22 protein-coding genes are annotated in these 26,168 nt (G+C 50.0%); 10 read left to right on the forward strand and 12 right to left on the reverse strand.

The window, feature by feature from the left end; translation table 11 throughout:
- The coding region (locus tag AC0QH1_RS07255) for a hypothetical protein (protein ID WP_324630328.1) at positions 1 to 206 on the forward strand (206 nt) is incomplete at its 5' end.
- Here the strand turns inward: AC0QH1_RS07255 and ilvB are convergent.
- From ilvB to AC0QH1_RS07270, 3 genes are all read right to left on the reverse strand, one after another.
- Positions 203 to 2,035 carry a biosynthetic-type acetolactate synthase large subunit gene (ilvB, locus tag AC0QH1_RS07260; protein WP_324630329.1) on the reverse strand — a complete coding sequence of 611 codons (1,833 nt, stop codon included), beginning with the start codon at positions 2,033 to 2,035 and terminating at the stop codon, positions 203 to 205. The two genes, AC0QH1_RS07255 and ilvB, sit on opposite strands and share 4 nt — an antisense overlap.
- A 309-nt stretch (positions 2,036 to 2,344) precedes the next feature.
- Positions 2,345 to 2,485 carry a hypothetical protein gene (locus tag AC0QH1_RS07265; protein WP_324630331.1) on the reverse strand — a complete coding sequence of 47 codons (141 nt, stop codon included), beginning with the start codon at positions 2,483 to 2,485 and terminating at the stop codon, positions 2,345 to 2,347.
- 148 nt (positions 2,486 to 2,633) lie between these two features.
- Positions 2,634 to 2,813, reverse strand: coding sequence for a hypothetical protein (locus AC0QH1_RS07270; RefSeq protein WP_324630332.1), 180 nt, complete (start codon positions 2,811 to 2,813; stop codon positions 2,634 to 2,636).
- On the opposite strand from AC0QH1_RS07270, the gene AC0QH1_RS07275 reads away from it, so the two are divergent.
- Positions 2,812 to 2,994, forward strand: a complete 183-nt coding sequence (locus AC0QH1_RS07275; protein WP_324630334.1) for a hypothetical protein — start codon at positions 2,812 to 2,814, stop codon at positions 2,992 to 2,994. The genes AC0QH1_RS07270 and AC0QH1_RS07275 overlap by 2 nt on opposite strands.
- Before the next feature lie 403 nt (positions 2,995 to 3,397).
- Here the strand turns inward: AC0QH1_RS07275 and AC0QH1_RS07280 are convergent, their stop codons facing one another.
- Positions 3,398 to 3,907 (reverse strand): hypothetical protein, encoded by a 510-nt coding sequence (locus AC0QH1_RS07280; protein WP_324630335.1) that lies wholly within the window; start codon positions 3,905 to 3,907, stop codon positions 3,398 to 3,400.
- A gap of 198 nt (positions 3,908 to 4,105) precedes the next feature.
- Between AC0QH1_RS07280 and AC0QH1_RS07285 the strand changes: the two genes are divergently transcribed.
- The 4 genes from AC0QH1_RS07285 (at position 4,106) to AC0QH1_RS07300 (ending at position 8,881) form a co-directional block, all read left to right on the forward strand.
- Positions 4,106 to 6,322 carry a diguanylate cyclase gene (locus AC0QH1_RS07285; RefSeq protein ID WP_324630336.1) on the forward strand — a complete coding sequence of 739 codons (2,217 nt, stop codon included), beginning with the start codon at positions 4,106 to 4,108 and terminating at the stop codon, positions 6,320 to 6,322.
- Positions 6,323 to 6,417: 95 nt separating this feature from the next.
- Positions 6,418 to 6,798 carry a response regulator gene (locus AC0QH1_RS07290; RefSeq protein ID WP_324630338.1) on the forward strand — a complete coding sequence of 127 codons (381 nt, stop codon included), beginning with the start codon at positions 6,418 to 6,420 and terminating at the stop codon, positions 6,796 to 6,798.
- A complete protein-coding gene (locus AC0QH1_RS07295) occupies positions 6,795 to 7,403 on the forward strand; it encodes a chemotaxis protein CheC (RefSeq protein ID WP_324630339.1) in 609 nt (202 codons plus the stop codon). The genes AC0QH1_RS07290 and AC0QH1_RS07295 overlap by 4 nt, the downstream gene beginning before the upstream one ends.
- On the forward strand, positions 7,400 to 8,881 hold the full coding sequence (locus tag AC0QH1_RS07300) for a diguanylate cyclase (protein WP_324630340.1): 1,482 nt from the start codon (positions 7,400 to 7,402) through the stop codon (positions 8,879 to 8,881). The genes AC0QH1_RS07295 and AC0QH1_RS07300 overlap by 4 nt, the downstream gene beginning before the upstream one ends.
- A 155-nt stretch (positions 8,882 to 9,036) precedes the next feature.
- Here AC0QH1_RS07300 and AC0QH1_RS07305 read toward each other — a convergent pair whose 3' ends face one another.
- From AC0QH1_RS07305 to AC0QH1_RS07330, 6 genes are all read right to left on the reverse strand, one after another.
- Positions 9,037 to 10,800 carry an ABC transporter ATP-binding protein gene (locus tag AC0QH1_RS07305; protein WP_324630341.1) on the reverse strand — a complete coding sequence of 588 codons (1,764 nt, stop codon included), beginning with the start codon at positions 10,798 to 10,800 and terminating at the stop codon, positions 9,037 to 9,039.
- 532 nt (positions 10,801 to 11,332) lie between these two features.
- Positions 11,333 to 12,403, reverse strand: coding sequence for an RNA polymerase sigma factor (locus AC0QH1_RS07310; protein ID WP_324630353.1), 1,071 nt, complete (start codon positions 12,401 to 12,403; stop codon positions 11,333 to 11,335).
- A gap of 9 nt (positions 12,404 to 12,412) precedes the next feature.
- A complete protein-coding gene (locus AC0QH1_RS07315; protein ID WP_324630342.1) occupies positions 12,413 to 12,670 on the reverse strand; it encodes an RNA polymerase sigma factor in 258 nt (85 codons plus the stop codon).
- An 84-nt stretch (positions 12,671 to 12,754) separates the two neighbouring features.
- On the reverse strand, positions 12,755 to 14,959 hold the full coding sequence (locus AC0QH1_RS07320; RefSeq protein WP_324630344.1) for a transporter substrate-binding domain-containing protein: 2,205 nt from the start codon (positions 14,957 to 14,959) through the stop codon (positions 12,755 to 12,757).
- A 151-nt stretch (positions 14,960 to 15,110) separates the two neighbouring features.
- Positions 15,111 to 15,248 (reverse strand): hypothetical protein, encoded by a 138-nt coding sequence (locus AC0QH1_RS07325; protein WP_324630345.1) that lies wholly within the window; start codon positions 15,246 to 15,248, stop codon positions 15,111 to 15,113.
- A gap of 753 nt (positions 15,249 to 16,001) precedes the next feature.
- Positions 16,002 to 17,126, reverse strand: a complete 1,125-nt coding sequence (locus AC0QH1_RS07330) for a patatin-like phospholipase family protein (protein ID WP_324630346.1) — start codon at positions 17,124 to 17,126, stop codon at positions 16,002 to 16,004.
- 532 nt (positions 17,127 to 17,658) lie between these two features.
- Here AC0QH1_RS07330 and AC0QH1_RS07335 point away from each other — a divergent pair.
- Positions 17,659 to 18,795, forward strand: a complete 1,137-nt coding sequence (locus AC0QH1_RS07335; protein ID WP_324630347.1) for a ferrochelatase — start codon at positions 17,659 to 17,661, stop codon at positions 18,793 to 18,795.
- Between the two features lie 1,856 nt (positions 18,796 to 20,651).
- Positions 20,652 to 22,457, forward strand: coding sequence for an ATP-dependent zinc metalloprotease FtsH (gene ftsH, locus AC0QH1_RS07340; protein WP_324630355.1), 1,806 nt, complete (start codon positions 20,652 to 20,654; stop codon positions 22,455 to 22,457).
- Positions 22,458 to 22,826: 369 nt separating this feature from the next.
- Here the strand turns inward: ftsH and AC0QH1_RS07345 are convergent, their stop codons facing one another.
- Entirely contained in the window at positions 22,827 to 23,462 is a 636-nt protein-coding gene (locus AC0QH1_RS07345; RefSeq protein WP_324630348.1) for a M23 family metallopeptidase, read from the reverse strand.
- 752 nt (positions 23,463 to 24,214) lie between these two features.
- Between AC0QH1_RS07345 and AC0QH1_RS07350 the strand changes: the two genes are divergently transcribed.
- Entirely contained in the window at positions 24,215 to 24,382 is a 168-nt protein-coding gene (locus AC0QH1_RS07350; protein WP_324630349.1) for a hypothetical protein, read from the forward strand.
- 226 nt (positions 24,383 to 24,608) lie between these two features.
- Positions 24,609 to 24,995 carry a hypothetical protein gene (locus AC0QH1_RS07355; protein ID WP_324630350.1) on the forward strand — a complete coding sequence of 129 codons (387 nt, stop codon included), beginning with the start codon at positions 24,609 to 24,611 and terminating at the stop codon, positions 24,993 to 24,995.
- 206 nt (positions 24,996 to 25,201) lie between these two features.
- On the opposite strand, the gene AC0QH1_RS07360 is transcribed toward AC0QH1_RS07355, so the two are convergent.
- A complete protein-coding gene (locus tag AC0QH1_RS07360) occupies positions 25,202 to 25,702 on the reverse strand; it encodes a hypothetical protein (protein ID WP_324630351.1) in 501 nt (166 codons plus the stop codon).
- Positions 25,703 to 26,168 lie beyond the last annotated feature (466 nt).

Raw genomic sequence — 26,168 nt, forward strand, 5'->3', positions numbered from 1 at the left:
CGGTGCGTGACCCCCCGCTTTTCTTGGGTTCTCCCAGTGGCGATCGGGTGGCGGGGGTCACGCACCCTACGGGTTGGGGACGAGAATATATTTTGTGCTATATTGGGGCGATTTCAATCGCCCGCCCTGACAAGTATAATTGCCCCCAGAATTTAAAAATCTGGTTCCCAGAGCCTCCTCTGGGAACCGAGAGACGGGGCGATTAACGCAACTTGGTGCCGCATTCGCTACAGCACTTGTGAGTGGGCGGGTTTTGGGCACCGCAGGCGGAACAGGTCAGGGTATTAGACACCGCATTATAGGGATGAGACAGACCCAACATGTGCGAGGGGCTAGTTCCCGGAGCCACCATTGGGTAACAGTCTTCATTGCGATTGACGCGCACATCGAGGAGAGTCGGACCATCGTGAGCTAACATGGTGGCGATCGCCTCGGGAAGTTCCGCCCGAGTTCGCACGGTCAAGCTCTTGATACCATACACTTCAGACAGCTTAGAAAAATCAGGCGTGCCCTGTTCCAGGTTCGTGGCTTCAAAGCGATCGTCATAAAATAAATGCTGCCATTGGCGCACCATGCCCAACCAGCCATTATTCAAAATCACCACTTTCACCTTGATGCCATATTGAGAAATGGTGCCGAGTTCCTGCATATTCATCTGGAAACTTCCGTCGCCGCTGATACAAATCACCTGGTCGTCCGGTAAAGCGACTTTTGCTCCTACAGCAGCCGGCAACCCATATCCCATCGTGCCCAATCCACCACTAGACATCCAGCGACGGGGGGCATTTTTGAGAAACTGAGCCGCCCACATTTGGTGCTGACCCACATCGGTGGTATAGTAAGCGTGGGGAGCCTGACGGCCTACTTCGGCAATCACTTCTTGGGGAGAGAGACTATCCTCCGGATGAGGAATTTCCAAGGGATATTCTTCCCGCCATTGTCGGATGCGATCGCGCCATGCTTTGGTTTGCGATTCGCGGACCACATCCCCCACTTCGTGACTGCGGCGCAGCAGGTCTACCAGCACTTGACGCACGTCCCCGACAATCGGCACATCCGGTTTGCGGTTTTTGCCCACTTCCGCCGGATCGATATCGATATGGATGGTTTTGGCGGTTTGGGCAAATTCATCCAACTTGCCAGTTACGCGATCGTCGAACCGCGCCCCCACGGCAATCAGCAAATCGCATTCGCTGACGGCAAAATTCGCATAAGCGGTGCCATGCATTCCCAACATGCCCACGGAGAGCGGATGGTGTTCGTCAAATACGCCCTTGCCCATCAGGGTGGTGGTCACGGGAATGTGGAAATGTTCTGCCAGTTCTGTAATTTCCGCATGAGCGCCAGAAGCGATCGCCCCACCGCCCACATACAGTAACGGGCACTTCGCCTCTTGAATCAGCTTCACCGCTTGATTGATTTGCCGGGGATTGCCCTTCACCGTGGGCCGATATCCCGGCAACTTCACCGATCCCGGTTCCACGGGAACGTAGTCGCACTGAGCGATCCCCACATCTTTTGGCACATCGATCAACACCGGTCCGGGTCTGCCGGTACTGGCGATATGAAATGCTTCCGCCACGGTTTCGCTCATATTGGCGGGATCGCGCACCACATAAGAGTGCTTGACAATCGGTAAAGCGATCCCGAAGATATCGATCTCTTGAAAGGCATCGCTGCCGATCGCCGCGCGCGGCACTTGTCCCGTAATCGCTACCATCGGCACCGAGTCCATATATGCCGTGGCCAAACCCGTCACTAAATTGGTTGCTCCCGGGCCGGAAGTGGCCAAGCAAACCCCGACTTTTCCCGTGGCCCGGGCATAAGCATCCGCCGCATGCGCCGCACCTTGTTCGTGTCTGACCAAAAAGTGCTGCAATTCCCTTGCAGCTTCCGCTTTATAGATTTCATCGTAAATCGGCAGATTCGCGCCTCCGGGGTAGCCAAAAATATGCTGCACCCCATGCCGTTTCAAACTATCGATCAGGGCAAATGCCCCGGATACGCGCTGTACGTCTACACCTTTCACTTGCATCTGTTACCTCTCAACTGTGCTCTACGCAGAATGCCCGTTCCTCAATTCTGGTTTAACGAGAGCGAGTATAAAACCTACCCGAGTTTGTGGTGGTATTCTCCACCACAGCCTACCCAATTTGTGGAAAATCTGTGCTGATTTTTTTAACCCTCGCGCATCCTGCTGTGGTCTTGGTGAACCTTCACTGATTTATGATGCACCAATTTTCCTGGATTGGACACAATCTTGATATTTATTTAAGAAAATGGCTCAAAGAGCGAAAACTCCATCGGTTTACCCGGGATAGTTCCCCCAGTCATCGGGCATCGGCTAGATTAAATCGCGCAATACCCCACGAATGCTGACCCACGCCCAGATTCCCACCCCCGTCACCCGCAAACTCAGATTCAGCAAAACCGCAGGTAAAGCAAATGCATCGCTCAGCCGGCGATCGCCAATGCCAAACTCCACCCAATGTTAATCCTGTGGTTTTGAATGCCAAACACCGCCAAACACCTTCGATCGCCTCGAGTCGGGGGTTTGCGCTTGCACCAGGGTTTGCATGGGCACCGCGATCGAACAGACCCCACACCCTTCCCACCCCACCACCTGGTCTCAATTAATCGCCAGAACCGTCAGCGCCGCGATCGCCTACTCCAAAATCCTTAGCTGCACCAACACCTGACTCCCCCGATTGCCCCTCAAATACAGCAATCCGGCGTTGAACACCTGCCATAAATGGAGCATCGGGGCTAGCCTTTTCTTTCACCTTCATCGCCGCCACCCAGAGGGTAAACATGCCCAGAATGAACGCCGCAAACATACGGGCGGGCAATCATCCCGCCCAGAACACCGTCAGGGGAATCGCCGCTTATTCTATCGGCGCAAAAACAAGCATCACCGTGGAAATCAAAAACGCAATCAGCAATAAAACCACCAAACTTTTTGACAGCAACGACAAGATGATGAGAAACATTTAGGCGAAGTCAATTGCCACCGATTAACCGTTATTTTTTTAACAGCTAACAACAAAAATTACTGCCGCCGAAGTCAATCAAATCGTCGATAACGTAAAAGCCTCCATCACAGTAGAACGCATGGAATTTTCCGCGATTTACCATCCCATTGGTAGCCAATATCGCCCGCTATCGAGAGCCACAATCAGGAAAACAAAGACAAATTTATAGCCAATAACGAAAAATTAACTGAGCTATCCAGAGGGAATATGGGGTTAATTTTTCCCTTGGGCATGAAAGCCATAGATAGAAGAGGAGCATCGAGCAAAAGGCATATCCAATTATCCCAAGCACATGAGGATTTAATTAAGAAGCTGCCCGTATAGTTTCAGAAGAGTTTGTCGGGGGTAATGCTTACGCCAGGGTGCTACCTTGCCCGATCGCGATCGCCTGCGATCCCGTAGGGAGACAACCGCCGCGCGATAAAGGCAAGGGCGGTGATGCGTTCGGGATCTGAAGACATTCCCGCAGGGGGCATTTGCCACCCCCACACCTCTTGCGGCGATCGCCACATCTGCAAATGCCCCACCCCGGGATCGGCATAAAACCCTTCTTCTCCCGCACCCAACAGGGCCGAACTCCAGTGAGTAAAATAATCGTGACTGATGCGATGAATGGGAAAGTTACCGTAAAGCGGCACCCCCCACCCATCGATCGCCAAGAATGCTTTTACTCGGTTTTGCGAAAACTGCAACTGCCAAGCAGCGCCAATGGCTCCCACCACCCCCGCACTAAAGCTGATGAAAACCACGGGGGCGAGAGAATCCGATGCATCCTTGTCTGTCACCCCCGATGAGTGCAAAAATTGTAAAATATCCAGGGCACAATAAGCAGAGTAATCCGAAGCAGGAAACACCAAAGGAGTAAAATCTGCCATCGGCTCTAACCTTGGCAGCAAGCTGTCTAGAAAACACTCTGTCAAGTGGGGATCGTGAATTCCCGGGCAAATAATCAGATACAAGAGTGTTTATCGCTCCTCGATAGAGTGTGGCACTATTTCGCTGCCATCATATTCAAGGGCAGCATAACAACACAACGGACATGCGGTGGGAAACATCAACAGAGGGGCGCAACCATGACTGCCATTTGTAAATCCCTGAGAAAACGGCTTGCAATTGCCTGGAAACAGGGATCCATTCCAACCGGAGTGGGATTGACATTCTGTGCCGGCGTGCTGTTCTGCGTTGCCACCACCGCCATTGTTTGGAATTGGGAGATCGAACGGCAAAACGAGAACGTGCAACAGCAGGCAGATGCGATCGCGATCGCCGTGCAACGGGAAATAGAAAATGACCTAAATTCAATTTGGAGCCTGGGTCAATTTTACTCGGTTTCCGGAGCGCTCGATCGGCCTTCATTTCAGCAATTTGCTCGAGAAATCTTTGCCCGCCATGCCAGCATTCACAGTTTAGCCTGGATTCCTCGCGTGTCCCAGAGCGATCGCCGCGCTTACGAAGCAACCGTGCAAAAGCAAGGCAAACCAACCTTTGAAATTCTCGAACGAACCCCGGAGGGACTCTGGACTCCCGCCAAGGCAAGAACCGAATATTTTCCGATGGTGTATGTGGAATCCCAAGGGACGCCAGAATGGGTGGTGGGGTTTGATTTCGGATCCGTTGCCTCCGGGCGCAACGCGGTGCAAACAGCCACAGAACGCGGAGACCTAGTAGCCACAGAAGCGATCGCCAGCAACCCCACGGGCAGCATCTCGATCCTGATGCCAGTGTATGACCCCCAGCATAAAAACCCAATTCTGGCAGGGATGCCGAATCGGGGGAGTTTAGGGCGGGAAAAGTGGGTGCAGGGGTTTGTGTTAGGCGGGGTCAGGGTGAAAGAGGCGATCGAGACTGCCCTTTCCCAAATCGATGTCAGGGGACTCAATGTTTGTTTGTGGGACGCCACTGCGGCACCAGGAGAAGGATTTGTCGCCGTTTACCACTCGCGGGGCCAACAAGCGATCGCCGACAGCACTAAGCGGGTGTTCTCCCCAAAGCAATCCCAACCCACCTCCTCCCAGTCTCAGTGCCAACAGGCTATTCAACGCGCTAACGATGGATTGTCCCTCGCCGGATTGCGCCGCCTGGAAATTGGCGGACGTCAGTGGTCGCTTCTGGCGATGCCCACCGCCGAGGTGCGCCCCTTACACTGGCCCATGCGCCTCTGGACCGTGCTCGGCGGCTCCTTGGTGGGCACCTGCCTCCCGATCGCCACCCTGCTGATTTACCTGAGTCGCAATACTGAGGTGCAAAAGCTCCTCCCCAAACTCTCGCAAAGCAATCACGAACTCTCCAAAGCTTATTCGGAAATTACTTTGCTCAACCACATGAGCGATTTGCTGCAAGCTTGCCTTACGGTAGAGGAAGCCTATACGGTGCTCGGAACCTTGGCCAAACCCTTATTTCCCGAACACAGCGGCGGCGTGTTTGCGATTAGTGCCTCTAAAAATATTGTCGAGGCGGTAGCAACTTGGGGAGAACCCCTCACCAGCGAGCTTCTTTTCGCCCCGGATGAATGTTTGGCCCTGCGACGCGGGCAACCCTATTGGGTGAAAGACACGGCGCACAGTTTGCTCTGTCAGCACCTGCATGGCGATCGCTTACCGGGAGAATATGTCTGCATTCCGATGGTGGCGCATGGAGAAATTTTAGGGGTGTTCTACTTGGGGTCCCCCACGGCGGGAAAATTAAGCGACGCCAAACATCGATTGGCGGTGATGGTGGCGCGACAAATTGCTACCGCCCTGGCGAATTTAAGACTGCGCGAACGGTTGCAAAATCAAAGCATCCGCGACCCCCTGACGAATTTGTACAACCGACGGTATATGGAAGAGTCTCTAGAGCGCGAAATCCGTCGGGCCAAACGCCATAAACATCCGATCGGGATTATTATGCTTGACGTGGATCGGTTTAAGCAATTTAATGACACCTACGGTCACGACGCGGGCGATGTCGTACTGCGAGAATTGGGGTCTTTTTTACAAAAGCACATTCGCGGATCTGATATTGTTTGTCGCTATGGCGGTGAAGAGTTTACCCTGATTTTGCCCGAAGCGCCTTTGGATGTGGTTTCCCATCGCGCGCAACAGTTGCGCGATGGGATAAAACAACTGGACTTGCACTACGATCGCCAGCCGATTGGGCCGATTACTCTGTCATTGGGCGTGGCGAGCTTTCCGGAGAATGGCACAAGCGCAATTGCGGTGCTGCAAGCGGCAGATGCGGCGCTTTATCAGGCGAAGAATCAGGGACGCGATCGCGCGATCGTTGCCTCATCCGAAAATGTCACCCCCTGAGTCTTGGGTGAACCGGGAACCTTCCGCTTGAGTTGACCTCCCACAACCAGCCGCCTGTTTCCATCTGTTAGAGATAAGGAGAAAGAATACGAACAATGGCGTTAATTTTAATCGTAGATGATGCAATTTTTACCCGGCGAGTTATCTGCAAAAATTTACAAAAACAGGGGTACGAAACTCTGGAAGCTTCCAATGGCAAGCAAGCCCTAGAGTTGCTCGATTCTCACACTCCGGATTGTATTTTATTGGATTTGTTAATGCCGGAGATGGACGGATGGCAGGTGCTGCAAGCGTTGCAAGACAAAAATATTAAAATTCCGGTTATCGTGCTGACGGCAGACATTCAAGAAACCTCTCGTCAGCACTGTTTTGAGTTGGGAGCTTTGGCAGTTTTGAATAAGCCTCCGAAGTCTGAGGAAATGATAGAGGCTTTGCAAAAAGCTTTGAATTTAACAACAGAGGAGAACGCCCCATGAATTTGACCGTTGAGCAACTAGATGCCTTGCAGGAATTGGTCAACATTGGTGTTGGCAGAGCCGCAAGCGTGCTTAACGAGATGATCGATTCCCACATCCGGTTACAGGTTCCTTTCATTCGGATTTTATCCCCGAAAAGGATGAAATCGGAACTGGAAGAGCGCCTCGGCATTTCCGATGTATCTGCAGTTCGTCTTGGGTTTAGCGGCTCTTTTAGCGGCACCGCTCAACTGGTTTTCCCCACCGATAGTGCCTCGAAATTGGTCGCGTTGCTCACAAATGAAGAGGTGGGAACTCCGGATTTGGATGCGGTGAAAATTGGCACCCTGACGGAAGTGGGGAATATTGTGATTAATGGGGTGATGGGGTCGATGAGCAATTTATTGCACCAGCACCTTAATTATTCTCTGCCGATTTATCTCGAGGATACGGTGGATAATTTGTTGGTTGCCAATCGGTTGGAATCGAAAACGACGGTGTTATTGGCTCAGGCTCGATTTACTATCGAACAGTTGCAAATCGCAGGAGATATTATCCTGATTTTTAAGGTAGGGTCGTTTGATGTGTTATTGGCGGCTCTGGAGATGGATTACGGTGATGAATGATGAATGAAATCGAACAGGTTGAGGAAAAATTTGGTATTCTCGACCGAGTTCCGGTGGGGGTTTGCGTTCTGCGGGACGATTTTATTGTGTTGTTTTGGAATAGCTGTTTGGCAGATTGGACGAAAATTCCCAAGGGGGAAATTGTGGGGAGGAATTTGGGCGATCGCTTCGTTCATCTGACTCAGCCAAAATATCTGCGTCGCCTGAAACAGATTTTTGAAGGCGGACCGCCTACGATTTTTTCTTCTCAGCTCCATAAATATACGATTCCGATTCCTCTCCCTGATGGCGAATTTCGCATCCAACATACCACGGTGACGCCGGTGCCTCGGTTAGAAGGGTCGGGGTTTTATGCATTGTTGGCGATCGAAGATGTGACGGATCTGACTCGTCGGATTTACGATTATCGCCGAATGCGCGATCGCGCTTTGGAAGAAATCGAGGAACGCAAACAAGCTCAGGAAGCATTGCATCAAAAAACTATCGAATTGTCAGCGCGTCACCGGGAATTAATTTTGCTCGGGGAAATGAACGATCTGCTGCAAGCTTGCTTGACGGTGAAGGAAGCTTATAATGTTATTGCCAAATCTTGTAAGTCTCTTTTTCCGCAAGTTGCCGGCGCAGTTTTTATGATGAATTCTCCGAATAATTTGTTGGAAGTGGTGGCGTCTTGGGGAATTACCTTTACCAGCGATAAGTTGTTTAAACCGAATGAATGTTGGGCCTTGCGACGGGGGCGCTTGCATTATGTGGAAAATATGCAAGAAGGATTGATTTGTCAGCATTTACATGAGAATTTATTGCCGTCGCAATATTGTTGCGTGCCGATGATGGCGCAGGGGAAAGCGTTAGGGGTTCTGTATTTATGTGCCCCAGAACACCAGGGCATTACCGAAAGCATACAACTGCTGGCGGTGACGGTTGCAGAACATATTGCTCTGTCGTTGGCGAATTTAAGCCTCCGGGAAACGCTGCACAATCAAAGCATTCGCGATTCCCTGACGGGGTTGTTCAATCGTCGCTATTTAGATGAATCCCTGGAACGAGAACTGTATCAAGCGGCACTGAAGCAATATCCGCTTTCGGTGATTATGATTGATGTTGACTATTTTAAGCAGTTTAACGATCGCTTCGGTCACGAGGCGGGTAATGAAGTGCTGCGCCAATTGGGTGGGTTTTTTCACCAGCATATCCGCGAACGGGATATCGCCTGTCGCTACGGTGGGGAGGAATTTACCCTGATTTTACCTCAAGCTCCCTTGGCAGTGACGCAAAAGCGCGCCCAGGAACTGCGCGATCGGGTGAAATTGTTAAGTGTGGAGTACGATGGTCAGCACATGGGTCAAGTTACTTTGTCCTTGGGCGTGGCGAGTTTTCCCCAACATGGTACCACCAGTCTCGCCCTGCTGGAAGCCGCAGATGCCGCACTGTACCGCGCCAAAGCTGATGGGCGCGATCGGGTAGCGATCGCTTCTTGATTTTATAGTAAGTGTATAAACGAAATTATCCCTTTCTCTTCGTCTATAGCTGGGGTGGCGAAGGGATGCAATGAGGGAATCAACTATTTGCGCTCTTCGTTAGTGTTCGTTATTATCTTCAGTTCCAAAACTTTGAGCAAAGGTCAAATTTGTAGTTAAGATAAAGGAAGTTTGGGAGAGTTAGAAATTTGATGACCCTGTTGCCACAGGGTGGCATAGAGTCCTTCTCGTTCCACCAAATCCCTATGGTGTCCCGATGCGGTAATGCTGCCATTTTCGAGGACAAAGATTTTATCCGCACGCAAGGCTTGGGCGATGCGGTGGGTGATGACGATTACCGTGCGTTTTTGGGCAATGCGATCGATAGTGGCGAGAATTCCCGCTTCTGTCGCTACATCCAGGGCAGATGTGGCTTCGTCGAGAATCAGAATCGCCGGATCTCTCACCAATGCTCTCGCTAGGGCGATTCTTTGCCGTTGTCCCCCCGATAGTTGTCCGCCCCTGTCGCCAACTGGGGTATCGTAACCTTGAGGTAAAGTTAAGATAAAATTGTGAATTTCCGCAGCTTTGGCGGCGGTTTCTACTTGTGCGTCAGTGGCTTCTAAATCCCCCATGCGGATATTTTCTCGGATGGAAGTGTTAAATAAAATCACCTCCTGAGAAACCAGTCCGATTTGAGAGCGCAAGGAACGCAAAGTGGCATGGCGTAAATCGATTCCATCCAACAAAATGCGGCCTTTATCCGGGTCATAAAAGCGCGTCAGTAAGTTAACAATGGTGCTTTTCCCAGCCCCACTCTGCCCGACAAACATCACATACTCGCCGTGACGAATTTTCAGGGATAAGTTTTTAACTCCGACTCTCTCGGTAGAGTAGTTAAAAGTGACAGTATCAAAGCAAATTTCCTGGGAAAAATGCGGCAATGCAACTGCATCCGGTGACTCTTGCACTGTGGGCGTTTCTGAGAAAATATCCGTGATGCGTCGCAGGGCAGCTACACCATCAATAAACATCGGAATCGAGCTGGCTAGGGCAAGAATATAAAGGTTTAAATTGAGGAGCAAAACTTGATAGGAAACGAGAGTCCCTACAGAAATATAATTGTTGTAGGTCATCACGGAACCGATACTTAAGATAGCAAGCTGGGTGAGAACAAAGAGAATGAGGGGAATTCTTTGCACTAAGTAGGACAAAAACATTGCCCGAACATAAACTCGCTGCAAGTCATTCAACTCACGGTCAAACTCTTGAGAAACGCGAGCTTCCATGCCAAACAGTTTGACCACAGATTGAGAGAGAAGATTTTCTTCGAGGAGGCTGGAAATTTCTCCTTCTTTTTGCAGCACATGATAACCTTTGGCAGTAGCGATTTGGGCAATGGGTGCAGGAGCAATAACACAGAGGGTAATACCCATCAACGTCAAGGTGGCTAACTGCCAGTTGAGTAAGAAGAGGAAAACCGTAGAAAAGAGGATGTTGCTCGTTGCCATAACCACCACGGTTAGCCCCGCCGAGATTAAACCATCTTCTACAGTTTTTACGTCGGAAATAATACATTTAAGAATATCTCCGGCTGAACGTCGTCCAAAAAACTCCATTGACAAACCCTGGAGATGCTCGAATAGAGAGCGGCGAATATTGTTAGTAATAATTATTCCCAATCTCGCTCCTAAAAAATTACCCAGCAAGCCAATGGCGATGTAAAGAATTGCCCCAATACAAAGCAGGGAGATGATTAAAACTAAAAGTCGGTAATTTTGAGGGATAATTGCTGCATCAACCAGAAATTTTAAGCTGACTCTCGATACAGAATCAAAGGCGGCATTAAAAATAATGCAGCAAAACATAAGAATAACTTGCCATTTGTAGGGGCCGATATATTTAGCGATGGTTTTGATAAACCAAGTAAGCTGCTGCATGGTTGGTGTAAATGCTGTTGGCAAAAAGTTAGACTGCCATCTTCGCGGGTCTAATCCCGACGGTGGGCAATGCTCACGCTATTACTAAAGCAAACTCAAAATCCGATCTCCTAGATTTCGGTGAACTGCCGATGCTTTTATGCCTTTGAGGGCTAGGTGTTTCGATATTTTCTCAATCAGTAGGATGGGCAACGCTCATCCTACTTTTCAGTCAGTAGGGTGAGAGAGGCTCACCCCAGTTCTTTTCCATTGCAATTAATCACGGGATTGAACGAAAAATGATTAATTGACGGAAAGAAGTATTATGATGCTTTAATTACCAACGCCGCCAAAAGTAAAAAAACATATTAATCATCACCTCCTTCTTGTTTTGTATGGGTTTATTTGCAGAACATTTACTCCGCTTAACGCGGGACGTGTCCCGCCTGAATTGGAATTTTCATGGTGCTTTATCCTTCGGTTAGTGATGGTTTAGAGTGACGCGAAATAATGGCATCGTGCCGTTTTATTTCTTGGCTAGTTTCATTGTCTCTTAAAGAGATTTTAGGATTTTATTTTGAGGTTGAAAGTTTCTGTGGTATTGATTGCCTTGATGAATTTCACATTCATTTTGTCGTTGCGATTTCCCTATTTTTGCATAATTTTTCAGTTGAGTCGTCCGTTTTACAGGAGGATTACCTGTACTTAAGGGGATTGATTGCTGATTGAAAATCGCGCTTTTCAAGAAAGATGAACTTGGTTTGTTAAAGCTTTCACGGTTTGAGCAGTTTCGAGGAATAGTCGAGTCGTGATGACTAGGCAGGTTGGCCTTTGCTGGCTCATTTTTGACCCCTCTATTCATTAGACGCTTTCCGATGCGAAATTGTGAACGCTTCACCGGAATAAATTTTTTTGAAACGCCCTGCACTTCGTAAAACTGCTTCCAAGCTGCACCCCTGCTCATTTTTCGGCTCAGTGGCGAGTCCCGATCGCCCAATACCTTCCCCTCAGAGTGATGCGAAACGAGCCGATCGCACTCAGATATCTGTGCCTTATGCGATCGGGCAAGACTCAAAGACTTTTGCCAGCCGGATGTGGTATCAATTGCCTGTACAAATCCTGCTGTTTCCTGGGGTTCCTCAACCACAGCCCCTACTTCTTCTACCACTTCGGATACTGTCACCGTCTTAGCTGCGATCGCTTCAGTTTCAGCAGGCTTCTTTGTCCCTTTCTTAGACTTCGCTGGTTTTGCTGCTACCTTCCCTGTGTCTGATTCCGTTGCCCTGTCGCCGATAAAATATCCGCGCAACTCAATAGCCAAAATTTTCCGCGCCCGAGAGATGCGCTGGCGGACATTTACATCAGAAATCTCTTGCTGTTGCGCGATTTCTTGATTGGAGAGTCCTCGATAATAGTGCAAAATAAACGTCTCGCGCAACCAATTCGGTAACTCCTCAATGGCGCGGCAAATCACCCTGTTTTTCTCCTCACTCTCCAAAGCGCTTTCTGGCGTCTGCTCAACCGAAACCAGTCCTAGCTCATGTTGCTCGCCATAAACTTCCATATCTTCAACTCCGCTGCTTCCTCGGCGACGGGTTATATCGATCCAAAAATTACGAGTCAGGGTCGTTAGCTAAGACTTGAAATTATCGATTTTTCCGGCGAATTTTTGCACTTTTTCCCAGGCTTTCAGCATCGCCTGACTCAGCAGGTCTTCGGCTTCGGTTGAGTTGCCCTTTGTCCATTTGAGACAGCAACGCCATAGGTGGTCGCGGTACTGTTGAAACAATTGCCAGAAAGCATTTATTTCACCTGCGGCAAAGCGTTTTAATAGTTGTTGTTCTTCTGTTAGGGGTAGAAGTTGATGAGGAGGGGTTGGCATCAGCATCATGTCACGACTCCAATGAATTGACAGGAAATCTACAGGATTTATTGTGGTCAGGTGAGAGTTATAAATTCCCCCGACGGCACAAAATCAAGCAAAAGGAATGGAAACATAACCGTCATCCGTACCGACAACGCCAACCGGAAGACCGGGAAAACTCCGGGCTGTCATCTCACTCAAATTGCCCACAGCGGAAATCGCATTCAAAGCGAAATCATTGGGCAAACCCAAACTTGCTCCGATATTTCCTTCCGCGCCCAAAAAGCGGCGCACAACTGGGTCGGAACTATTAACGGCTTCAGCCACATTTTCTGAAGTCAAACCCAGTTCTACTCCTTCATAAAGGGCATAAGTCACCCCAGAAACCACATCCTTCCACTGGGATTGGTTTTCATCCACTACCATTGCTAAAGGTTCCTCTCCCAAGACTCCAGGAAGCGGCTGCGACAGGTTTTGCTGTTCGGGGGGTAAAGTCAGAAGACTGGAGAGAATCAAGGTGCCATCGCCAGTGATGACATCGAGTTCGCCGTTAATATAACTGTCAAATAGAGTTTGGAAATTACTAGAGGTGACGACTTCCGCATTAACCCCCAGAGAGTCCAGTCTTTCTCGCAGCTTCGTCTCAGAAGTTGTCCCGGAACTGACACCAATTCGACGACCTTCAAGCTGTTCAAAAGAGGTAATGCCACTATCACTGCGAGCCATTACATATTGAGCGTCGTAAGAATTAATCGGCGCATAATCTACCCCCAGCAGGGCATCCCGCTTGAGGTTGTGGGTGGTGTTGCGACTGGTAATATCCACAATGCCGTTGGCAACATCGCTGAAGCGCTGGGCGGCGGATGTCTGAACCACGAACTCTACGGCATTGGGGTCGCCAAATACCGCTGCTGCTACGGCCCGCCCCAAATCCACATCAAATCCGCTTAAGTTGCCGTTGGCATCGGCAAAACCCAGTCCGGGAGCCTCATTTCTCACCCCGACGCGCACAAAACCTCGGTCTAAGACTTCCTGCAAAACGTTGCGGTTATCGTTATCCACCAAGGGCACGCTGATTGTATCGCTACCGGAAAAGGGCGGATAAAATAGCTGCCCTTCTGGTTCCACAAACATCAGTTCGTTGAGATTGCGGGGTAGTGCGGTTTCGTCGAAGTTGCGGTTATAAATCTCTTCGTAGTTGCCGATTTGTTGGATGATTTTTAGGGCGAAGTCATTGGAGATTCCCAGGGATTCGCCTAAATTTCCTTCTACTCCTAAGAACCGCTTAATGTCGGTATTGCCATTGAGAAATTCATTCACATTCTGGGAGTTGATGCCAAAAACTTCCGCTTGAATGGGAGCGTTAACTACCCAGCGGACTACATCGGCAAATTCGGACTGGTTTTCCGGCAGGATGAGTCCTAACGGTTCTTTCCCCAAGTTCTCGTTTAAAATCACTTGATTCCCCGGATTAGATAAGGTGGGAATGCGATTGCTCAGCCCCCCGCGATTCATCGAGACTGCACCGATTTGTCCCGCATCGTAAGCAGCAAAGAGGTCATCTTGAGAGGAAAAAGTTTGGATATTTAGAGTTACTCCCGCTTGTTGCGCCGCATCTTCTAAGTTTTGCTGAGAGCGAGTTCCAGCTAATACTCCAATAGTAGTTTCTGGCAATTGTTCCACCGAACTAATCCCACTGTTCCCTCGCACCATCACCCCTTGGGTATCGAAGAACACGGTCGGTGAATAATCCACTCCCAAACTGGCATCGCGCAACACTGAATGAGTGGGCAAAGTGGCGGCGATATCCACTGTCCCATTGGCAACCGCATTAAAGTCTTGTCCCGCTTCGACGACTATATATTCGATCGCATCAGGATTGCCAAACAAAGCAGTGGCGATCGCGCGACTAAAATCAATGCCAATCCCACTAAAAGAACCATCTGCTTCTCGGTTGCTAAATCCGATCGCATCGTCATCAACGGCAACCCGCAAAACCCCTCGGTCTAAAATTTCTTGCAGTTGCGAACCGGGTCGCGTGGCACTCCCTACCATCGTCCGACCTTCGCCTGCGCCAAAGATTGCATAATGTTGCAAACCACTGTAGAAATCCCCGTTATTGACGGCGGCGGCTACATCGGGATAATAGTCGAGATAAAATTGCTCGTTAAAACGGACTTCCGGCGTCCTTCCTTCCTTAAACCCATATATTGTCCAATGCTGAAAACCGCTCTCAAATGAGCCATCGGCAACCGCTTGTGCCACATCTGGATATTGTTGCAAGTAGTTGTCTTCGTTAAAATTCAAGGCAGCCATAATTGGGTTAATTCGATACGGTTAAGGGTTAATTTGCTGGCCCGCGCGGGGACGCCAGCCGCTCCTCGCTTCCGCAGAAGCCAGAGCTATGCTAGATGCTTCTATTTATTAGACGGTTGACTCCCTAATTTTGTGAAAAGATTTTGCCAATTTAACTGGCATCTCTCGGAGCAGATTGCCAACAACTATCGGTATCATGCTCTTGCCAGTGCTGCCAAAATATCTCCTTTATCGTTTCGGGACTCTCTTCTCCCGCTGACGGGATGTCTCTTTCAACGCTGGATTTCATGGATTTATAATGCCTCGGACAGTTCTCCTAAATTTGAGGGAAATTCACGCAGCACAGCTTGTTCCTACGGTTGCCGCAAGCGACGATTGCTCGGCCAACCGTAGAGCATTGCTTAAATTTAGCCACCAAATATAATTCTGCGGCTGGCTTGCCTATACCCTGGTTTAAAATTTACTCTGATTGTCGAGTTCGCCCACTCTGACGAACTCACGGGCAAGGAGCGAGAATGTCCCGGAGGCATTCGCCCTGGCCGCGCCATGCACCCATGTCTTGGGGTTCCGATACACCCAACCTGACGGTTTGTTCTCCTCCTGGAGATAGATCTATGGTATTTCTTAATACAGATTAACGTCAAGAGCAACTTTGTAAAGTTTTGGTAAAGTTATCCCGGATACTCTCGACCATGTAACTACATTCGCGGCACCACCCGCCGTGCATCAGTGGGGGGTTGATGAGGCGATCGCTTCAATCGTTTTTTGTTACTATATTGCAACCTTTCTCATAACACTATACCGAAACAAATTATTGTAAATTGCAAATAGGTTATAAACTTAACCTCTGACTTGGGCAATAATTCTCTTGCAGCAACACCCCCAGGGGATTAAAATCCCCGCCGGATCCTGGGGTCTACTACTGTTTAAACCCACGCCGAATCTTTGCTGTGAGCTAGGGGCATGGATGTTTCGGGCGGAGAATCCCCGATCGCGGTAAAGTGCGAGGGTGCGATCGGCGGATTTGCTCATCTGTGAGGGCTTACTGGGATGCGATAAACTGTTCGATCGCCGTTTGCACCGGCACTGGATCGGTTGCGTTCCGATAATAGGCTTTACCGCATTCCAGATAGCATTCTGCTGCCTCTATCAGGATTGGGCAATTCTCGGGATTGTCCATATCTTCACTGACAGGTGTATCCTTACCTTTCAGGCGATAGATATATTTATTGTACCCTTCCTGTAGGGGTTCGCGCAAGCGACCGGGTTGTGGGTCTCCTTGCAATCGTTCGTTGAGATCGAAATCCAAACGCAGATAATCCCCGCCGCCACTTTCGAGGATTTGCCAGCAGATCGCTTCAGAAATTTGAGAAGCGGGACTCATAAACATATTGGGTATATTTTCCGCCCAGCGTAACTGTCCCCAATTTTTGATTTCTTCATAGCTGTAGACCTGAGTGGTATTGCCCGTGCCAATGGAGAGGACGGAAATATCGCTCAATTTTAATCCGTTGGCTTTTTCTATATACAAGGCATGGGCGATCGCCACTAACGCCGGGTTATTTGCCGATACCCCACCATCGATATGGGGCAGACTTTGCTCTTCGTTGTAGGGAAGTTCATACGGGGGGAAAAAAGTGGGGGCTGACGCTGAAGCGGTGCAAATTTGCCAGAGTCCCAGATTGTGATACCATGCATTGGGGTTGCCATTGACAAACCAGGTTGTGTTGCGGGAATAAACGTCATAGGCGGGAATCAGAATTTTGGGTTGAGTTATCTGACTCATCGTCGGGGACCCTAACTCTGGGTGTTTCAAATATTTCTGTAATACTTTGGTCAACCCCCGATCGCCCTGTTCGTGGGGGTACAATACCCTAGCGCCCACCGCTTGACTCACTTTGCGCCATCCGCGCTGCTGACGTACCGAGTCTAGGAAGATATTTTTGCCCTCTTGCAGGTAGAGGTCAATCATTGCCTGAGCGTTCATCTGACAGGCAATTCCGGCTGCCAGAATCGAGCCGGTGGATGTGCCAGACACCAAGTCGAAGTATTCATGTAGTGCCTGCCCGGTTTTTTCTTTGAGGGTCGTTTCTACCTGCTGGAGAATTCTGGCGGATAAAACTCCCCGAATGCCACCGCCATCTAGGCTGAGAATTTTGAACGTCATAGTATTGTGCGAACGATTAAAAATCGAGTTGACTGCCTCACGTTGAAGGAGTGGGATGGATAATGAAGTCAAAAGCCTTCGTCATCCTCCTCCAGATAGATTTATCGTATGTTGCCGGAAAGAGGAACGTCAAGAGCCAAGGGGTCAATTTTTATCAAGAAAGGTAACGGATTGTAACGGCCAACCCGAGGATCGGATAGACCCAAATCAACAATTGGCAATCGAGAATCGCGCCAAAGGGCATGGGGCGGGTGGAGAATCAATTACCGATCGGCAATTCAGCAACCGAACGGATTACAAGTTCTGATACTGCAATAGGGATGTTGCCACACCAGGATGGAGAACCCGGGAAAATATAAAGAATTGACAATTGAGCGTTACCAATTCACAATCTGGCGACATCCACTCCCCCCCGAGGGGATGTTACCCTAAGAGGAAAGAAAAAAATTGGCAAGGGGTAAAGGACAAATTTGGCCAGAAATTTACTCTTTGCCTTTGTGTTGAAAGATAATTTAAGCCGAGGAAACGCAAAGTGGTTGCCACTCCCGAAAAACAGCAAGCAACGCCCGAAATGACAAGCGGCAGCGATCGCGTCGCCGTATTGCTCATGGGTTACGGAGAAGTCGAAAGCTACGACGACTTCGCCAATTACAACGAACAAGCCCTAAATTTACTCACCGCCAAGTTTGCCCCGGTGCCCACCTGGCTCTATCCGCCACTGGCCAAACTGCTAGCGGTATTTGACTTCCACGAATGGAATCACCAGCATGGAAACTTCATTTCCCCGCACAATGCCATTTTTGAAAAGCAGCGGGCGGGGATCGAGGGCGAAGTGCAACAACAGTGGGGCGATCGCGTGCAAGTCTTCAAAGCCTTTAACTTCTGCGCCCCCTTCCTTCCCGAGCAAGTCATCGCCGAAATCAAAGCCCAAGGATTTGAAAAACTGCTGATTTACCCCCTGCTGGTGGTGGATTCCATTTTCACCAGCGGGATCGCCGTAGAACAGGTCAACCGCGCCTTAGAGAAGCTAGAGGATAATCCCGAAGACCCCTGGGTGAAGGGAATGCGCTATATCCCCTCGTTCTATAACGAACCTGCCTATATTGATTTAATGGCGCAGATGGTGGAGCAAACCATCGCCGCCGAACTGGCGGGGAATTACCTTCCCTCGCAAATTGGGATCGTGCTGATGAACCACGGATGTCCCCACAAGGCGAAGGGCTTTACCTCTGGTATTACCGAAAGTCAAGCCCTGTACGAGGCGGTGCGCGAAAAACTGATTAACAAGTATCCGTTAATTTCCGTGGGTTGGCTCAATCACCAAACCCCGTTAATCGAGTGGACGCAACCCAATGCGAAGTTGGCGGCGGATAACTTGATTCAACTGGGTGCCCAGGCGGTGGTGTTTATGCCGATTGGCTTTGCTACGGAAAATCACGAAACTTTGCTTGACGTTCACCATATCATTCACGCTTTAGAGAGCCAGCATTCTGATGTGGCTTACATCCAGATGCCTTGCGTCAACGAACGTCCGGAATTTCTCCAAATGGCGGCGCAGTGGGCGAGTCCGCAAATCGAAGCCCTGCTCTCGGAAGCCGCGCCTATGGCTCCAGAAACCGAGGGATCGTCATCTCACACCCATTCTCATCACCATCACCATCATCATTAAGGGCATAGCCTTGGGAAAGGCGATCGCCTCCAGGCAAGAGGTAAACCGGGATCGCTTATCCCACCCTCCTAAATGAGATGCCCAGTGCAACGAGTAAAGGGCGATTTGAGTACCCGTTTTCCGTACCGAAAACGGGTTTTTCTTGGGCGCTAAATTCCATCATCCAAGGGTCGATTGATTTGAAAAACCAATCAGCACAGCACCCTTTCTATTTTTCCTCTGATATATTCGGCGATCCCCCAAGGACACAACATCTAAATTGCAGGTTTTGGTAAACTGAAAAACAAAGTAATTTCAACCATGACAAGGGTTAAGTGCAATGGAAAGGGGCAATAATACTGCAAGTTAAAAATTTATGCTAAGATAGGTTTGGGCGATCGCACTCGCCGTTTTTCCTTTAAGAGGCTAAAATACAAACTTTGTAAATCAGCCGGAGGTCAGTCAAATGCAAGATAAATCTATCTGGAAGAGTGGATTTCCCATTGAGGTGTAACTCAACCAAAAGGGGGATTTCCGGTAAAAGCAGGCAGTGTAAATTGAGGGGGTAATTTACTCAATGTCTCTCACGGTAAGCAACCGAGGAATTTTGCGATCGCACGAAACCCAAACGATCCGATCGCCGTCTCTAGGAATTGTGATATCGATCGCAGATCGATTCGCAATTCTGAGGCAATAATTAACAAGCATTCTTCTGAACGTTTACTTCAGTCTTGCATCAGTTTCTAGGAGGAGTGAATCATGGAATACACTTGGAAGCCGTTTCGATGGTTAGCTGGCACCATTGCCCTGCAGGTAGTCACCTTAAGTGTGGCGGCTCTCATGCTTGTGGTGGTCATGTCATCGTAAACCCCTTGCAAATTGCTTGATTGTGGGATTTCGATTTCATGCCCCGAGACGACGAGAACTATCTGCGCTTCGTCGCTGATGATTTCCCTGCAATGCTCAACACTTGATTATCTCAGCGAGCCGCTGCAGCGAAACCTTTGAGAGTTTTTGCAAAATTTATCCGATCTGCTTTGGATCCGGAACCCTCGCCAGCCAGAGAGATCCACAAGCCGCTGCAGCGAAACCTTTGACAGTTTTTTCAAAATTTATCCGATCTGCTCTGGATCCGGGACGATCTCCAGCCAGAGAGATCCGCGATTGGCAGTTGGGGATCCGAATCGGTGCAGAGGCGCGATCGCGCCTCTGCCTCGATCCCGGTTTGTCTTTGATGCTTTGTTGTCAGGTATATAGCACGGATTCTCCCTGTTGTCAATCCCCCTTTCCGTAAAATTTTTCTGACCTTTAACATGAAGTTGGTATGAATATGATTTAATCCCGAGAGAATCCTCAAGAGAGGAAAAAGAGCAAAGAACCCACCCCGGAGTCAGGATCGAGCGAAAGGTCCTGACTTCGCTGTTTGTAGAGGAGGCAGGGTTAGATTAGTGCGGCTGGCCCTACGCCGAGGGAGTTTAACGGAAATTTGGTAAAATAGGAGCCTAGGTAGCCGAGGCTGAAGAACCCATTTTCGGGATTGAAATACAATAGAAAAGTAAAGATTTTGATAAATCCCTGCCGAGGGTTTACCGAAGAACTCGGGCACAGACAACTTCCACAACGCAGCAGGTCAAGAGCGATTGAACATGAAAGGTTTTTGGACAAAATGGATCGAGAATAAAACGGCGAATCACAGAGCGCGACATTCGCCGAGGTTCGGAAATGGCTTTGAGATCGCATCAGACTCGGCGCACCCCACTGGTAAGAGCGAGAGTCGAAAGGGGAGGAATCGGGGAGCGAAGGGAGTATTTTCCCTGGAGCGCATCCGGTGGAGCGTACAGACAATTGTGGCCTCAACCTTGGTAGCGCAAGGGGTGATGCTTGCAACGCCGGTGTTGGCGCAGAACCAGGAGAACGCCCTCAGTTACAGCGAACTGTTGCGTAGAATCGATGCCGGGGAAGTAGAGCGGGTGGTCATCGACCCGGCCCAAGACGTGGCGAGAGTGCGCTTAGAGAATAGAGAAGAGACCGTAGAGGTGCCCCTGTTCGATCGCCACCCGGAGTTGTTCCAAAAAATTGCCCAACAAAACCGAAGTGCGGAGACCATCGAACTCGACGTGCAGCCCTCGCGAGATCCGAGTGCGGCATTTGGCATCGCCGCCAACATCTTGCTGATCGTGCTATTAATCGGCGGGCTGATGGCGATCGTGCGGCGATCGTCCCAAGCGGGGAACCAGGCGATGAGCTTTGGCAAATCCCGCGCCCGGTTCCAGATGGACGCCAAAACCGGGGTGATGTTTGATGATGTAGCGGGCATCGAAGAAGCCAAAGAAGAACTCGAAGAAGTGGTCAGCTTTTTGAAAAAGCCGGAACGGTTCACGGCGGTGGGGGCGAAGATTCCGAAAGGGGTGCTGTTAGTCGGACCGCCGGGGACGGGTAAGACCTTGCTCGCCAAAGCGATCGCCGGAGAAGCTGGGGTTCCGTTTTTCAGCATTTCCGGGTCCGAGTTTGTGGAGATGTTTGTGGGAGTCGGGGCCTCCCGAGTGCGGGATTTGTTCCGCAAAGCGAAAGAAAATGCGCCGGCGATCGTATTTATCGATGAAATTGATGCTGTAGGGCGTCAGCGCGGTGCGGGGATTGGCGGTGGTAACGACGAACGGGAACAAACCCTCAACCAATTGCTCACCGAGATGGATGGATTTGAGGGAAATTCCGGGGTGATTATTATTGCCGCTACCAACCGCCCGGACGTACTCGATCGCGCTCTGTTGCGCCCGGGTCGATTCGATCGCCAAACGATTGTGGATTTGCCGAGTTACAATGGTCGCTTGGGAATTTTGGACGTTCATGCCCGCAATAAGAAACTGTCTGCGGAAGTGTCCTTAGAGGCGATCGCCCGTCGGACACCGGGCTTTTCCGGTGCGGATTTGGCCAACCTGCTCAACGAAGCGGCGATTTTAACCGGACGACGACGCAAAGATGCGATCGGGCCATTGGAAGTTGACGATGCGATCGATCGCATTACCGTGGGTCTGCAACTGACGCCTTTGCTCGACAGCAAGAAAAAGCGCTTGATTGCTTACCACGAAGTAGGTCACGCCTTGCTGATGACCCTGCTGAAAAATTCCGACCCCCTGAATAAAGTCACGATTATCCCCCGTTCTGGCGGGGTGGGTGGGTTCGCCCAACAAAGTTTTAACGAAGAGACCATCGATAGCGGTCTTTATACCCGGGGGTGGCTGATGGACCGACTGACGATTACCCTAGGGGGCAGAGCGGCAGAACAAGAGGTGTTTGGCGAGGCGGAAGTGACCATTGGTGCGAGCAATGACCTGCGGGTAGTGGCGGACTTGGCCCGGGAAATGGTGACGCGCTACGGCATGTCGGAGTTAGGGCCATTTGCCTTAGAAACCCAAAATAATGAGGTGTTTTTGGGTCGCGACTTGATGCCGAAGTCGGAATACTCGGAAGAAATTTCCACCCTGGTCGATCGCCAAGTGCGGGCGATCGCGGTTCACTGCTACGAACAAGCGCGTCAAATTTTGCGCGAACACCGGGTACTTCTCGATCGCCTGGTGGACATTCTCTTAGACGAAGAAACCATCGAAGGCGATCGCTTCCGCGAAATTGTTGCCGAATATACCGAACTGCCAGAAAAACAGCTCATCGCCAATAATCCCTAGAGCCTCGCTTTAGTAGAAGCAATCAACCGGGTGGCTTCATCCAATCGCGATCGAGTTGCAACCTCTTAGGGTCCCCCACCCGCTTCCCCATCCGGTGGATTGATTGCCGAACCGACGCCCTAGTGGTTTCCCCGTTCATGTCTCAGGTGCGTTACTTTTACCCAGTAACGCACCATTTTCATTTTCCGTTTCACAACGATATAGCCATATAAATTTTTACTCATTAATTGCCCAAAAGGAATCGCTCCGGAGAAGAACCAGGTCAAGACATTGTGGCTGGTGTCTGTTTCCCCCTCCTCGGGACCGGAGCGATTTTGGCGGATACGCCGGGATTGAAAGCGGCCAATGAAAACCGAACTCAGGCGTGGCCTAGGGTTCCATCGAAACGCGCCGAGCGGAACCATACATGGCTCGCAAAATTAACGCCGGATCGTACCATTCGTCATTGTATCTCAGACCCCAGTGGAGATGAGGGCCTGTGCTGCGCCCGGTCATTCCCACGCGACCAATGCGAATGCCTGCTGCAATTCTTTGCCCTTCAGCAATTTGCAAACCCCCGGTGCGATCGACTAAGTAGCGCCGACCTCGAATCGTTTGCACGTCGCCTTGCATGTGGCAATAAATATGCTCCCAGTTTCCCGATTCAATCACCAGACCGATGCCGCAGCGACTATCGTCGATCGCATCAACTACCGTCCCCGCCCACCAATTGCGGACGTAGCTTCCCATCGGCGCGGCAATGTCTAAGCCCGAGTGAAATTCTCGACTGTAGCCCCCGGTGGGGGAACGACGATAGCCAAATGGAGAGGTATATCCTCGAAAGTTTTCTACGGGAAATGAGGCACCTTTCCATTGGCTGCCTGTGGCAATCTCGCTGCGATTGGTTTCCAAGGCATGACTGACTTGGGGCTGCAATTGGATTACCAAAACGCAAATCCAAGCCAGGGCAGCGATCGAGACAATTCTCGCCCAGCGGGGCAACTTTTTGTTCCTTAGAAGTGGCATCAATTTTTGGGGCATTCCTTACACTCCTCAACCGCAGATAACATTATGAATCGATTTGAACCCTTTTTGACGACAATGCCGTTAATTTTTGCCAATTCGCTGATGGGATGGGAGGCTTTTTCCTCGGCGGTGCTTTTCTCCGACACCATCACCTCGGCAAATTCTTATCAAAACTCAGCGTTAGCAAGGCAGAGAATGAAAACCCCTGTGATTTATCTTCAGGAAAGAAAATTCTCTCCTTTGCACCAACAACCGCCCCGCAGGGCCTGTTTAAATGGGATACAGGTGGCCATCCTCTCCGCGAAGCCTGTTTTCGATCGCCCCCTCCGCTAAGGATAGGGAAATGCGAGGTTCGACCCGATTCTGTTTGCCTCTGGTCCGCACAGTGACGGATTCGTGCAATCCTACCCGATCGGCATCGGGAAGGTGTTTTCACCTCCCTTTCCCAAAGGGGGTCATGTTTGCCTCTCGCAACGGGTTCGCGCTTCGCCGTGGGACGGCGCGCGGTCCGCGATCGAGGTTACCCCTCCCTAGGTTCCAAGGGGTAGCGCTTTAACTAAGATCCGGCGGTTTAACCCCTCGGGTCTAGAGCCTGGAAGTGGCAGCGCATCCCAGGGATTGAATTTTAACGCTTCGGGGTAACGCAGACCGCATGGGTCTTAGGCGGGTCAGGGATTAGGAGTACAAGCCCCCTTGACTTGAGTCGTGGGGTTGGTTCCTGAGAGAGTTCCTGACGTGAACCATCGTTCATTTTGCCTGGGGAAGAATCCGTGCAATTTCGGCTGGTCATCGGCAAATTTCACCGAACCGTTGCCAAATTCTTCGGCAAGGAAAAACAAGGCTACAGCTGCTTATTTTACTCCGCGATCGCGTTTTCTACTACTGAAGGGGAAAGCGGGGTGTTTCCTGGCATGGGATAAACGGGGCAACGGTGGGAAAAAACTTTATTTTGAGGGCAACCATAAGTTTTTTCCAACCGTTGCATAAGATAATAAAATCCTGCCGAAACTGACTTGGAACGAGAATGCGGCACTGGGGGCTGATGAAAAAATGTTCTCCACTCTAACGATATGGATTCTTAAGGTTTGTTAAAATTCCGGGAAATATCGATCGCCCGATCGATTCTGTTCTACTGGTACCTTATCTATGTTGACTGAGATTTTTCCGTTTCGATTCGGATTGGATGCTACGGCGATCGCTGGGGCGTGTTTGTGGTCCCTGGCTCTGTATTTGGGCTTGTCTGGGGTCAGCGAGTGGACCATCGAGCAACTCAATCGCTGGTTTAATTTTGCCGAGCGATCGCTCTATACCTCAGAAGAAGAATTTGAGCGCACTCGTCGCGCCCGAGAAGCACAAAATGCCTTCTATGCTTCCGTATTCAGTATCGTGCCTTTTCTATTAATCGGTAGCTTCTGCAATTGGGGGGTGCAACTAACTCTGGGCAAAAGTTGGGCGATTAGTGTGGGGATGATTGCCTGCGTGAGCTGTGGCGTTTATGAATTGGGCCGTCGCGATGGTCAGTCTCGCGAGTAATTTTCCCCAGATTCCAGGGGCGATGGCGATGGGAGAGGCGATCGCAGTCTCGCTCCTGGGGTCTGTGCAATTGATGCAACCGCTCCTTTTTCCGCGTCTTCTTTGCTTGCCCTCCCCCCACCGCGGCTTCCCCCAAGCAATCACACAGTCTGCGCGATCGCGACTACTATTCCCGCATTCTTGGGGTTCATACCGGATTTTTTTCCCTAAAAATCCGGACTGTGTTCGAAATCTAGGCATTCTGAATCTCGCCACACTCTGTCAGTTTTTTCGCAGGTTTCTGCGTCGGATATCCAGGGAATTGCCGTGGGATGGAAAGGTCGCTTTTTTGACAGCAAATCAAGGGACTTTTCCACCGTATATACTCCCCCAATCCCAGCACTCATTATCGCCAAAGTAAATGAGACGATGACTGCACTATTCCTCCAAGTCCACAAACCATGAAGGTTGCGATCCCCTTGCCGACGCTGGCGCGATCGCCGCTCTCGTCCTCCCAATAAAACAATATAAAACCCTGGTCGCGGAAATGGCACGCTCATGCGAATATCCACCGGATGACGATTCCATCCGCGTTTGCCAAATGCCCCTTTTAACGCCGTAAGTTGCTCATCGGTAAAGCTAGAGGCAATTTCTGGCGGAATGCTGGCTAAAAATTGCGCGATAAATGGATCTTTGCGTGGAGAGCGCTTCATTAACTGTTTTTGCATTATCAACTCTTTCCCCAAAATTAGATAATCTCCGACAATCTGTCTCGCGCAAATCCTCTTGCTAAAGTTAACTAGGGTTTGGCAAAATGAGCTGCGCGAGCTATCTAGTGCCTCGGTTTTGTATGAAGTTGATTGGACAAAAAAACCGGGTTTTTGGCTCTAATTTCTTATGGGAATTAATCTGATGTCAAAAACCCGGTTTCTAATCTAGAACCTGTTTCATGCACTTTTCTATTTTGCGTCGCTACAATCGAAAATACATCCGCCAAATCGCTGATTCAACCCTGCGCGGTTTCCACAGGTTTTCGGTTTCCAGTGTCCGTATTTTCCGGGACTCTGAAAAAATTGAGTAGAGTAGTAGAGTAAGGTGGGCATTGCTCTGGCTTCCTAGATACTCATCTGCAAGGCACGGGGCAATGCCCACCCGACAGCTTCCGTATCGCAATAAAAGCATTGCACATAAGTC

This window comes from Phormidium sp. CCY1219 (genome assembly GCF_055795085.1).